Source organism: Xanthomonas prunicola, assembly GCF_025266575.1.
Lineage (GTDB): Bacteria > Pseudomonadota > Gammaproteobacteria > Xanthomonadales > Xanthomonadaceae > Xanthomonas > Xanthomonas prunicola.
In genome coordinates, this window is sequence record NZ_CP096142.1 from 3,826,339 (window position 1) to 3,838,342 (window position 12,004).

Annotated in this window: 8 protein-coding genes and 1 pseudogene; 8 read left to right on the forward strand and 1 reads right to left on the reverse strand. The window is 63.6% G+C overall.

Features of this window, described 5'->3' with window-relative positions; all coding sequences use genetic code 11:
• The 4 genes from cysD to M0D43_RS16445 all read left to right on the forward strand — a co-directional run bounded on the left by cysD (window position 1) and on the right by M0D43_RS16445 (window position 7,339).
• Complete coding sequence (gene cysD / locus M0D43_RS16430) at window positions 1-909, forward strand: sulfate adenylyltransferase subunit CysD (RefSeq protein ID WP_252162242.1); 909 nt, start codon at window positions 1-3, stop codon at window positions 907-909.
• Window positions 909-2,885, forward strand: coding sequence for a sulfate adenylyltransferase subunit CysN (gene cysN / locus M0D43_RS16435; RefSeq protein ID WP_252162243.1), 1,977 nt, complete (start codon window positions 909-911; stop codon window positions 2,883-2,885). Before cysD ends, cysN begins: the two co-directional genes overlap by 1 nt.
• Window positions 2,886-3,146: 261 nt before the next feature.
• The gene (locus M0D43_RS16440) at window positions 3,147-4,217 is read left to right on the forward strand and encodes an efflux RND transporter periplasmic adaptor subunit (RefSeq protein WP_252162244.1); all 1,071 of its coding nucleotides are present in this window, start codon (window positions 3,147-3,149) and stop codon (window positions 4,215-4,217) included.
• Window positions 4,214-7,339, forward strand: a complete 3,126-nt coding sequence (locus M0D43_RS16445; RefSeq protein WP_252162245.1) for an efflux RND transporter permease subunit — start codon at window positions 4,214-4,216, stop codon at window positions 7,337-7,339. Before M0D43_RS16440 ends, M0D43_RS16445 begins: the two co-directional genes overlap by 4 nt.
• A 360-nt stretch (window positions 7,340-7,699) precedes the next feature.
• Here M0D43_RS16445 and M0D43_RS22210 read toward each other — a convergent pair.
• A pseudogene (locus M0D43_RS22210) lies at window positions 7,700-7,795 on the reverse strand (transposase); the annotation flags it as partial.
• A 131-nt stretch (window positions 7,796-7,926) separates the two neighbouring features.
• Between M0D43_RS22210 and M0D43_RS16450 the strand changes: the two are divergent.
• From M0D43_RS16450 to M0D43_RS16465, 4 genes are all read left to right on the forward strand, one after another.
• Window positions 7,927-8,214, forward strand: coding sequence for a hypothetical protein (locus tag M0D43_RS16450; protein WP_252165171.1), 288 nt, complete (start codon window positions 7,927-7,929; stop codon window positions 8,212-8,214).
• Between the two features lie 103 nt (window positions 8,215-8,317).
• Window positions 8,318-8,518, forward strand: a complete 201-nt coding sequence (locus tag M0D43_RS16455; RefSeq protein ID WP_252162246.1) for a hypothetical protein — start codon at window positions 8,318-8,320, stop codon at window positions 8,516-8,518.
• 134 nt (window positions 8,519-8,652) lie between these two features.
• A complete protein-coding gene (locus M0D43_RS16460) occupies window positions 8,653-11,328 on the forward strand; it encodes a M1 family metallopeptidase (protein ID WP_252162247.1) in 2,676 nt (891 codons plus the stop codon).
• Window positions 11,329-11,395: 67 nt separating this feature from the next.
• Window positions 11,396-11,938, forward strand: a complete 543-nt coding sequence (locus M0D43_RS16465) for a GNAT family N-acetyltransferase (protein ID WP_252162248.1) — start codon at window positions 11,396-11,398, stop codon at window positions 11,936-11,938.
• Window positions 11,939-12,004 lie beyond the last annotated feature (66 nt).

Here is a 12,004-nt window from a genome sequence, read left to right on the forward strand (position 1 = left end):
ATGACCCTACCGCCGTTGTCCCATCTCGACCGGCTCGAAGCCGAAAGCATCCACATCCTGCGCGAGGTCGCCGCCGAGTTCCGGGCCCCTGTGATGCTGTATTCGGTGGGCAAGGACAGCTCGGTGCTGCTGCACCTGTTGCTCAAGGCATTTGCGCCGTCGCGGCCGCCGATCCCGCTGCTGCACGTGGACACGCGCTGGAAGTTCCGCCAGATGATCGCCTTCCGCGACCGCCGCGCGGCCGAGACCGGCGTGGATCTGCGCGTGCACATCAATCCCGATGGCATCGCGCAGGACATCGGCCCGATCAGCCACGGCGCTGTGGTGCATACCGACATCATGAAGACCCAGGGCCTGAAGCAGGCGCTGGAACACGGTGCCTTCGATGCGGCGATCGGCGGGGCACGGCGCGACGAAGAAAAATCGCGCGCCAAGGAGCGGGTGTTTTCGTTCCGCAACGCGCGCCATCGCTGGGACCCGAAGAACCAGCGCCCAGAGCTGTGGAACCTCTATAACGCGCGCACCAAGCCCGGCGAAAGCGTGCGCGTGTTCCCGCTCTCCAACTGGACCGAGCTGGATATCTGGCTATACATCTACCGCGAAAAGATTCCGGTGGTGCCGCTGTATTTCGCCGCTCCACGCCCGGTAGTGGAGCGCGATGGCGCCTGGATCATGGTCGACGACGAGCGCCTGCCGCTGCAGCCGGGCGAAACCCCGCAGCTGCGCTCGGTGCGCTTCCGCACGTTGGGCTGTTACCCGCTGACCGGCGCGATCGACTCCACCGCCGACACCCTGGAAGCGGTCATCGCCGAAATGCTGGTCAGCACCAGTTCCGAGCGGCAGGGCCGCATGATCGATCATGCGCCGGGCGCATCGATGGAACAGAAAAAGCTTGAGGGGTATTTTTGATGGGCAGTGATTCGGGAATCGGGAATGGGGAATCGGAACAGCACGTCACCGCGAACACGAAGAGGGAGCAGGCCGCCGCTGCGATTCCCGATTCCCCGCTCCCGATGCCCAGCACCATCGACGCCTACCTCCGGCAACACGAAGCCAAGCCGCTGCTGCGCTTCATCACCTGCGGCAGCGTGGACGATGGCAAGAGCACGCTGATCGGGCGGTTGTTGTACGACAGCAAGCGCTTGTTCGACGATCAGCTGGCGGCGCTGGAAAGCGATAGCCGCCGGCATGGCACGCAGGGCGAGGGCATCGATTACGCGTTGCTGATGGATGGGCTGGCGGCCGAACGCGAGCAGGGCATCACCATCGATGTGGCGTACCGCTATTTCGATACCGACCAACGCAAGTTCATCGTGGCCGATTGCCCGGGCCACGAGCAATACACGCGCAATATGGCCACCGGCGCGTCCACTGCCGATGTGGCGGTGGTGCTGGTGGATGCGCGCAAGGGCTTGCTCGCGCAGACGCGCCGGCACAGCTATATCGTGTCCCTGCTGGGCATCGGCCACGTGGTGCTGGCGGTCAACAAGATGGATCTGGTGGGCTACGACGCGCAGGTATTCACCGCGATTGCAGAAGCCTACAAAACACTTGCCGCGCAGTTAGGCATCGCCGATGTGCAATGCATTCCGTTATCGGCATTGGAGGGCGAAAATCTGTCCGCCGCGTCGACGCGCATGCCGTGGTACAGCGGCCCGCATCTTCTGCAGCACCTGAACACCGTGCAGCTCGAACCGCCGGAGGCCGGGAGCGGCCTGCGTCTGCCGGTGCAGTGGGTCAACCGTCCCAACGCGCAGTTCCGTGGCTATGCAGGCACGATTGCCGCCGGCCGAGTGCGTGTGGGCGATGCGGTAGTGGCGGTGCCATCCGGGCGCCGCACGCAGGTAGCAAGCGTGCTCGATGCCAATGGCGAGGTGGACAGCGCACGCGCTGGACAGGCGGTGACGCTGACCTTGCGCGATGAGATCGATATCAGCCGTGGCGACATCATTGCCGCCATCGACGACCCGCCCGCAGTGGCCGACCAGTTCGCTGCGCATCTGCTGTGGATGGACGATGCCGCGCTGCTGCCCGGGCGCCCCTACTGGCTCAAGATCGGCACCCGTACGGTCACCGTCAGCATCAGCGAGATCAAGCACAAGGTCGATGTGAACACGCAGGAGCGGCTGGCCGCCAAACGGCTGGAGCTCAACGAAGTGGGCTACTGCAATCTGGCCCTGGACGAGCCCATCGCGTTCTCGCCGTATGCGCGCAACCGCGTGCTCGGCGGTTTCATCCTGATCGACCGACAGAGCAATGCCACGGTGGCCGCCGGAACGCTGGAATTCGCTTTGCGCCGCGCCGGCAACGTGCACTGGCAGCATCTGGATGTGGATCGCAGCGCACGTGCCCGCATCAAGGGCCAGACGCCGCGCGTGTTGTGGTTTACCGGCCTGTCGGGTGCAGGCAAGTCCACTGTCGCCAATCTGGTCGACAAACGGCTGCACGCCCTGGGCTATCACACCTTCATCCTGGACGGCGACAACGTGCGCCACGGCCTCAACCGCGATCTGGGCTTCACCGACGAAGATCGCGTTGAAAACATCCGCCGCGTGGCGGAAGTGGCTCGCTTGATGGCCGATGCCGGCCTGATCGTGCTGGTGAGCTTCATCTCGCCGTTCCGTGCCGAGCGGCAACTGGCGCGCGAGCGTTTCGACCAGGGCGAGTTCGTCGAAGTGTTTGTGGACGTGCCGCTGGCGGTTGCCGAGGCGCGCGACGTCAAGGGGCTGTACCGCAAGGCGCGTGCCGGGCAGATTCCCAATTTCACCGGGATCGACTCGCCGTACGAGGCGCCTGAAACGCCGGAGATCCATCTTCACGCCGATGGTGAGAATGTAGAGGCGCTGGCGCGCCATGTGCTGAAGTATCTGGGGCTGGAACGCTAGGAGCGGCTGACACGACAGGGCAGGCGGTCGTCAGGCGCGCGTGGTCAGTGTGCAGAACGGCGAAGTATGAACCCATACATGCAGCCGCTGCGTACCGGCTGCGCCCGTGTGGCGCAGGTGCAGCAAGGTCATGGTCGCGCTGACCAGCGCATCATGCCAAGGACAGCAAGGGTCTTTGGTCATGGTGCAAAGCGCGCCCTTTCTGTCAATTCATGGCGGCTAGGTCGGTAAACTTTCGACGTACCCCGCCAGGATGTTCTGATGCTTGTTCTGCCCAGCGCGCGCGTCTGCGCCGCGCTCTTGTTGGCCGCTGTCCTGGCCGGTTGTAGCCGTCAGGCCAGCACGCCAGCCGCTGCCAAACCCATTCCGGTCTCTGTGCAGGCGGTGGCCACCCAACCCTGGAACTCGACGGTGCAGTCGATCGCCACGGTGCGTGCGCGCGAATCGGTGGCGCTCACCGCCGCGGTCAGCGATGTGGTGGAGCAGGTGTATTTCGACAGCGGCGACGAGGTCAAGTCCGGGCAATTGCTGTTGCGTCTGCGCGGCAATTCGCAGCAGGCGGCATTGACGGCCGCACAGGCCACCTTTGAAGAAACCGACCAGCTGTATCGCCGCCAGTTGAGTCTGGTTGGCCAGCAGCTGGTGGCCAAATCCACCGTGGATACGCAGCGCGCTTTGCGCGATGCCGCGCAGGCGCGCGTGCAGCAGATGCGCGCGGAAATCACCGACCGCGAGGTGCGCGCGCCGTTCGCGGGCGTGCTCGGCATCCGCCAGATCAGCCCCGGCTCGTTGATCACCTCCAGCACCGTGATCGCCACGCTGGACGATGTGGCGCGCATGTACGTGGATTTCCAGGTGCCGGAATCGCAGTTCGGCCTAGTGCAACTCGGTAATGCCGTGAGCGGTAGCGCGGCGGCATATCCGGGCGCGCAGTTCGAGGGTGAAGTGGCGACCATCGATTCGCGGATCGACGAGACCACGCGCTCGGTGACGGTGCGCGCGGATTTCCCCAACGACGATCGCCGGCTGCGTCCGGGCATGCTGCTGGATGTGCGGCTGTTCCAGCCGGCGCGGCAGGCGGTGGTGATCCCGGAAATTGCGGTGGTGCAGGTGGGTCGCGAATCGTTTGTCTTCCGGGTCAAGCCCGACAGCACCGTCGAGCGCGCCGATGTGCGCCTGGGCGAGCGGCGCGATGGCAAGGTGGAAATTCTTGAAGGCGTCAAAGCCGGCGAGCGTATCGTGGTGGATGGCACGGGCAAGCTGCGTGTGGGCTTGAAGATCGTGGATCAGGCCCCGCCCGCGTCGGCTCGCCCGCAGGCGGCAGCACGATGAAACTCTCCGACCTGTCGATCACCCGCCCGGTGATGGCGGTGGTGATGAGTCTGTTGCTGATCGTGCTGGGGGTGATGTCGTTCACCCGCCTCACCCTGCGCGAGTTGCCGGCGATCGATCCGCCCATCGTGTCGGTGGATGTGGAATACACCGGCGCCTCGGCAGCCGTTGTGGAAAGCCGCATCACCCAGGTACTGGAAGACGCATTGGCCGGCATCGAGGGTATCTCCACCATCGAAGCGCGCAGCCGCAATGGTTCCTCCGATATCAGTATCGAGTTTGTGCAGTCGCGCGATATGGAAGCAGCCGCCAACGACGTGCGTGACGCGGTCAGCCGCGTGTCCGACCGCATGCCCGACCAGGCGCGTCCGCCGGAGATTTCCAAGGTCGAAGCCGATGCCGACCCCATCCTGTGGCTCAACATGAGCTCCAGCACGATGGACACGCTGCAGCTGTCCGACTACGCCGAGCGCTACGTGGTGGATCGTTTTTCCAGCCTGGACGGCGTGGCGCAGGTACGTATCGGCGGACGCCAGCGCTATGCGATGCGGATCTGGCTGGACCGTGATCAACTGGCTGCACGCGAACTCACGGTCGCCGATGTGGAAGCGGCGCTGCAGAACGAAAACGTGGAGCTGCCCGCCGGCAGCATCGAATCGGCGCAGCGCGATTTCACCCTGCGCGTGGAACGCAGTTATCTCAAGCCCGAAGACTTCGCCAAGCTGCCGTTGAACAAGGGCGAGGGTGGTTATGTGGTGCGGCTGGGCGATGTGGCCAGGGTCGAGCTGACCTCGGCCGAGCGGCGCGCGTATTTCCAGAGTAACGGCGTGCCCAATGTGGGCCTGGGCATCGTGCGTAACTCCACCGCCAACGCGCTGGACGTGGCGCGCGAAGCACGCGCGCAAGCCGCAGAAGTGCAGAAGTCGCTGCCGCAGGGCACCAATATCTTCGTCGCCTTCGACACCACCACTTTCATCGATGCAGCGGTGGAGCGCGTGTATCACACGCTGGTGGAAGCGGTGGTGCTGGTACTGGTGGTGATCTGGGTGTTTCTGGGCAGCGCACGCGCCGCATTGATCCCCGCCGTGACGGTGCCGGTGTGCCTGATCGCCTCTTTCATCGCGCTGTACGCGTTCGATTTCTCGATCAACCTGCTCACCTTGCTGGCGTTGGTGCTATGTATCGGTTTGGTGGTGGACGACGCCATTGTGGTGGTGGAAAACATCCAGCGCCGCATCGATCTGGGCGAGCCGCCGCTGGTGGCCGCCAAGCGTGGTACCGGGCAGGTGGCGTTTGCGGTGATTGCGACGACTGCGGTGCTGGTTGCGGTGTTTCTGCCGGTTGGTTTTCTGGAAGGCAATACCGGGCGGCTGTTCCGCGAGTTGGTGGTGGCACTGGCCGCAGCGGTGGCAATCTCGGCCTTCGTGGCGCTGACGCTGACGCCGATGATGTCGTCCAAGCTGCTGCGCTCGCACGGGCAGGCCAGACCCAACCGCTTTCACCAATGGTTCGATAGGCGTATGCAGGCGGTGTCCGGTGCATACGGGCGCTCGCTGGAGCGTCACGTGCACCGCACCTGGATCTTCGCGTTGCTCATGCTGCTGGCCTTGGGCGCCAGCGCCTGGCTGATGGGCCGTATTCCCTCCGAGCTGGCGCCGGCCGAAGACCGCGGCAATTTCCAGATCATGATCGATGGCCCGGAAGGTGCCGGCTTCGATTACACCGTGGGGCAGATGCATCAGGTGGAAGACATCCTGCGCCCCTACGTGGGCCCGGACAAACCTATCGTGCGTGCCAACCCGCGCGTGCCCGGTGGCTTTGGCAGCAGCGAGGAAATGCATACCGGTCGCGTCAGCGTGTTCTTGCAGGACTGGCAAAAACGCAGCCGCCCCACCACCGAAGTGGCCGATGAGGTGCAGCAGAAACTCAACGTGCTCAGCGGCGTGCGCGCACGCACGCAGGTGAGCGGCGGGCTGGTGCGTAGCCGTGGGCAACCGTTCCAGCTGGTGCTGGGCGGGCCGGATTATGCGGAAATCGCGCAGTGGCGCGATCGCATCCTCCAGCGCATGGAAGCCAACCCCGGCCTGGTCGGGCCCGACTCGGATTACAAGGAAACCCGGCCGCAGATGCGCGTCAATATCGACCGCTTGCGCGCGGCCGATCTCGGCGTGCCGGTCACCGCCATTGGCGGCGCGCTGGAAGCATTGATGGGCTCGCGTCGCGTCACCACCTTCGTCGACAACGGCGAGGAATACGACGTAATGCTGCAGGCCGGGCGCGAAGGCCGCATGTCGCCGGAAGACCTCACCGCCATTCGCGTGCGTTCCAACCGTGGCGAACTGATCCCGCTCTCCAATTTGGTGACCTTGAGCGAAGTGGCCGAAGCCGGCACCTTGAACCGCTTCAATCGCCTGCGCGCAATTACGATCACGGCCGGACTGGCGCCGGGCTATCCGCTTGGCGATGCCATCGCCTGGGCGCAGCAGGCGGCGCAGGAAGAACTCCCCGAATATGCGCAGGTGGACTGGAAGGGCGAATCGCGCGAGTACCAGCAATCCGGCAGTGCGGTGTTGCTGACCTTCGGCATGGCGCTGCTGGTGGTGTATCTGGTGCTGGCCGCGCAGTTCGAAAGCTTCGCGCACCCGTTGGTGATCATGCTCACGGTGCCGTTGGCGGTGTTGGGCGCGCTGGTGGGGTTGTGGTTGACCGGCGGTACGCTCAACCTGTTCAGTCAGATCGGCATCGTGATGCTGGTGGGTCTGGCAGCCAAGAACGGCATCCTGATCGTGGAATTCGCCAACCAGTTACGCGACGAAGGCCGCAGCGTGCATGCGGCCATCGTGGAATCGGCCTCGGTGCGTTTGCGCCCGATCCTGATGACCTCGATTGCCACGGTGGTCGGCGCGATTCCGCTGGTGGTGGCCGGCGGGCCTGGCTCGGCCAGCCGCGCCACCATCGGCGTGGTGGTGATCTTCGGCGTGTCGCTGTCCACGTTGTTGTCGCTGTACGTGGTGCCGGCGTTCTACAGCCTGATCGCGCCGTTTACCAAGTCGCCCGAAGCGCTGGCACGCCAGCTGGAAACCCTGGAAGCGCAAACGCCTTCGGTGGGAGGGCATGCGTGAGCGGTGTCGGGGCTTGTAGTGCCCTCGTCCACTCCCCTCAGGGCCCGTCATAGGTTAGAGAGCGCCCGACTCAAGATGTATGCACTTTTTTCCAGCCGATTGGGCCCTAAACACAGCGGATCGCGTCGCTTTGGATAGCTGCGCCAGGTTTGCTAAGAATAAAAATAACTCAGGTTTAGAAGGCCCGCTGATCTAAAGTCAAAATAACCTGCAGTGCTCGAGTCATGATGTAGCTCTCCTGCGTAGCTGCTCCATGCCCTACTGCGTGACGTGAGCTAGCCTCTTCTGGCTGCCCCCATGGGGTCGAAGTTTGCGAAGGTATCGGTGTTTGCCAGACGCTGTGCATAAGCCGTCGCGATCATGCCTCCGGTATAAGTCCTTGATCGCTATGTCCGCCTCGGCGTCGCGCAGGAAACTGATGATCTGCTCTTCGGTAAAACGCTTCTTCGTGTCCAATCTTCTCGGGGTAGAGAATTGGACTCCCAACTGGGGTGCTACGCAAAATTGGGGGCGTCGGTACGGTAATCCCCCTGCCAAGTAGTAGGTGTCAGAAGTGGAATTTTCTCGTGATGACCTGAGGATGTTCCATGAAAAAATCTAGCTTTACCGACAGCAGGGTCATCGCCCTGCTCAGGCAGGCCGAGGTAGATACACCCGAGCTAGAGTTGTGCCGCGAGCACAGCATCGGTGACCCTCAGAACCTGTCCTGCACAATCAGCGTTACGAATGCTCCAAGGAACTGGCGCGCCTCTGATGGCATAAAGCAAACACCTGTCCGTTTGCGGCTTCAATTCCAGTTGAGCCAGAGCCGGAATCAGCAACCGCAGCCTGCTCAGAAGCTACCTGAACCTCAGAAGCCTGAACCGGCAATGTGACCTGGCGTCAGGGCCAGGGCATTCGCGTCGCGCTGGTCGGCGATGCCCGGGGTTGGTCGCCAGCCGAGGTGGGCCTGCCGGCCGATGTACCGCCAGGGCAAGCGTGGATTTCGCCTTCACTCTCCGCGCGCTGCTGGCTGCCGGTGCCTACAACATGCACTGGAGGATGCGCGATGCTGCAGGTGATTTCGGCAGTGATTCCAGCAACCAGGTGGCGCATATCGCAACATTCTCACCGATGCCGCGCGCTTTGCACATCAAAAAAAGTGGGATGCCATCTGAATGGTCCGGCTTCAAATCTTGAGATCCTGCGCTTCTGTCGCTGCCGGTTTTTCGCTGATGTATTTTGCACCCGACAGACCACGCAATGACTAAGGTCACATGACAGCCATGCCCGGCTGTGATCGACTTCGGCGGTTACTTCGACCGGAAATGCCAATGCGTCGTCTTGCCTGCCTGCTTGTTCCTTCCCTGCTCGCGTTGTGCTGCGGCAATGCGCTGGCGCAGTCGTCCGGTGAGCCGGTTCCCAATGGGCGTCTGCCGACCTGGGCGGTGCCGCAGCGCTACAGCCTCGCGCTCAAGATCGACCCGGAGCAAACCCAATTCAGTGGCCGCACCACCATCCGCGTGCAGCTCAAGCAGGCGTCCGACCATCTTTGGCTGCATGGCAAGGAATTGCAGGTCAGCAAGGTCACGGTCAAGCCCGGCAAGGGCAAGGCGCTGACTGCACGCTACGTGGAAGCCGATGCGCAAACCGGCGTGGCGCGGCTGGATTTCGGCCGCACGCTCACGCCGCAGACGCTTACCGTGGACATCACTTACAGCGCGCCGCTCAACCAACAACTGCAGGGCCTGTACCAGGTGAAATACCAGGGCAAGGCATATGCGATGACGCAGATGGAGCCGATCAGTGCGCGTTACGCGTTCCCGGGCTTCGACGAGCCGGCGTTCAAGACGCCGTTCGACATCAGCCTGACCGTGCCCAGCGACGACCAGGCGCTAGCCAATACGATCGCGACCTCGACCAAGCCGGCCGGCAAGGGCTGGAAGACGGTGACCTTCGCCCCGACGGTGCCGTTGCCGACCTACTTGGTGGCTTATGCCGCCGGACCGTGGGATGTGGTGGATGTGGCGCCGATGCCAGCGACACCGCAGCGCTCCAACGCCACGCCGTTGCGCGGCATTGCCGCCAAGGGTCAGGGCCCGCGCATCACGCCAGCACTGGATCAGACCCCGGCCATCATCGCCGCGCTGGAGGACTACTACGCCTTCGGTTACCCGTTCGACAAGCTCGATCTGGTCGCCGCACCGGACTTCAGCGCCGGCGCGATGGAAAATCCGGGGTTTGTGACCTTCCGCGATTGGCTGCTGTTGCTGGATAAAGATTCGCCGGCCGAGAACCTGCAGCGTTCTTTCAACACCAACGCGCACGAATTGGCGCACCAGTGGACCGGCGACACCGTCACCATGGCGTGGTGGGACGATCTGTGGCTCAACGAAGCATTCGCGACCTGGATGCAGCAGAAGATCACCATGCAGCTGCATCCGGAATACAACGCCAATCTGGACCGTATCGCCGGCGCGCAGCATGCGATGGAGAACGACAGCCTGGTGAGCGCGCGCAAGATTCGCCAGCCGATCACCGGCAATGGCGATATCGAAACCGCGTTCGACGGCATCACCTACCAGAAGGGCGCAGCGGTGTTGGCGATGTTCGAAGCCTTCGTCGGCGAAGACGTGTTCCGCCAGGGCATGCGTACCTATATCGCCAAGCACACGTTCGGCAACGCCACCGCCGACGATCTGGTCGATGCGATCGCCGACGCCGCAGGCAAGGGCGACGATTTCAAGGCCGCATTCCGCAGCTTTCTCAACCAGCCAGGCGTGCCGTATCTGCAGACCGAGGTTGGCCGCGAAAGCGGCAAGACGGTGGTCAAACTGCAGCAGCAGCGCTATCTGCCGCTGGGGTCCACCGGCTCCACCGCACAGCAATGGGGCGTGCCGGTGTGCGTGAAGTATGGCAAGGGCAAGAACCAGGTCGGTACTGCCTGCCAGTTACTCGAGGACGGCAGCGGCAGCATCGTGCTGGAAGGCGCCGGCAAGAACACTTGGGTGTTCCCGAACGCGCGTGGCGCTGGCTATTACCGCTTCTCGCTGCCCAAAAAGCAGTTTGCTGCGCTGGGCAAACAGGTCGGCCAATTGGACGATAACGAACAGCTCGCCTACGCCGATGCGATCAATGCGGCGTACCGTCACGGCGATGCCGACAACGCGGCCGTGCTTGCGGCGATCACGCAGCTGGCACCGTCGAAATCGGCCGATGTGTCGACCGCGCTGGTGGATCGTTTCGTGTGGATCTGGCGCTACCAGGCCACCACCGAGGCGCAGCGCAGCCCATTGCGCAAGGCTGCCGAACAGGCGTATCTGCCGCGTTTGCGTGCGCTGGGGTACACACGGCGTGACACCGAGTCGATCGACGACACTGCGCTGCGGACAGCGCTGGCAGGATTGTTCGCATTGCGTCTGCACAACGCAGAGGTACGCAAGGCACTGCTCGCGCAAGGCGATGCAGCGCTAGCTGGCGGCAATGGCGCGCTGAATTTCTCCGCCGCGAACCCGGACCTGCTGGGTACCGCGCTCGCAGTGACCGTGCAGGAACGCGGCGCACCGGCAGTGCAGGCGTTGATCGATGCACTGCGCACGCATGCCGACCCGGCTCAGCGCAACGCGATGATCGCTGCACTTGGCACGGTGCAGGATCCGGCACTGCTGAAGCAGGTGCGTGATTTCGCGTTGACCGATGCGATCAAGGTAGGCGAAATGAAGAGCCTGCTGACGCGCGGGCACAGCGACGAGAGCTCGCACGATTCGATGTGGGCCTGGTTCACCGCCAACTTCGACCGCATCGTGCAACGCAGCGGCTCGTTCGACGGTGGCGGCTTGCCGTCGCTGGGTGCGTTCGGGGGCTGCAGTGTGGAAGAAGCCGACCGCCTGGATGCGTTCTTCAAGCCGCGCCTGGCCAAGCTCAGCGGCGCCGACCGCGGCCTGGCCCAGACCGGCGAAACCATCCGCCTGTGCGCTGCGCTGAAGCAGGCACAAACCGCCAAGCGCTGAGTTGCAGCGCGCGGCCGGCATGCGCAGTATCGGCGCTGTCGATACTGCGCATGCCAGGACCCACGTAATGGACGAATCGCTGATGCTGCACGGAGAAGGTTTCGTGCTGCGCCGCTGGCGCCAGGACGACCTGGATGCCTTGTTGCGACATGCCAACGACCCGCTGGTGCCGCGCGGATTGAGCGAGCGATTCCCTCATCCGTACACGCGTGCCGACGGCGAGGCCTTCCTGGCCGGGCGCGTGGTTGATCTGCAGCATCCGGTCCTGGCTATCGAGATCGCGGGCCAGGCCTGCGGCACGGTTGCAGTGCGCCCAGGGCAGGGCGAGCGACGCTTTTCTGCCGAATTGGGCTATTGGATCGGTCGTGCGTACTGGAGCCACGGCTGGATGACACGCATCGTGCGCACGTATGTCGCCTGGGCGATGCAGACGCTACCGCTGTTTCGTGTGCAGGCCACCGTGCTCGATACCAATCCTGCATCGGCCAAAGTGTTGCTGCGTAATGGCTTTGTCGAAGAAGGTCTCAGCCGCTGCGCGCTCATGAAGCCGGATGGGCTGCACGATCTGCGTGTGTTTGCACGCGTGAACCCGCCTGCTGCTACGGCTTGAATGCCCGTTTGCGTGTCTTGCGCTCCGTCAGTGCACGCGCATGATTGCAATCAGGAGGGGAAGCCG

Excerpts from the sequence above, each read along its gene's own strand:
- M0D43_RS16445 (WP_252162245.1), top strand. The coding sequence starts at position 4,214 with ATGAAACTCTCCGACCTGTCGATCACCCGCCCGGTGATGGCGGTGGTG.
- cysN (WP_252162243.1), top strand. The coding sequence starts at position 909 with ATGGGCAGTGATTCGGGAATCGGGAATGGGGAATCGGAACAGCACGTC.
- M0D43_RS16465 (WP_252162248.1), top strand. The coding sequence starts at position 11,396 with ATGGACGAATCGCTGATGCTGCACGGAGAAGGTTTCGTGCTGCGCCGC.
- M0D43_RS16440 (WP_252162244.1), top strand. The coding sequence starts at position 3,147 with ATGCTTGTTCTGCCCAGCGCGCGCGTCTGCGCCGCGCTCTTGTTGGCC.
- M0D43_RS16460 (WP_252162247.1), top strand. The coding sequence starts at position 8,653 with ATGCGTCGTCTTGCCTGCCTGCTTGTTCCTTCCCTGCTCGCGTTGTGC.
- cysD (WP_252162242.1), top strand. The coding sequence starts at position 1 with ATGACCCTACCGCCGTTGTCCCATCTCGACCGGCTCGAAGCCGAAAGC.
- M0D43_RS16450 (WP_252165171.1), top strand. The coding sequence starts at position 7,927 with ATGAAAAAATCTAGCTTTACCGACAGCAGGGTCATCGCCCTGCTCAGG.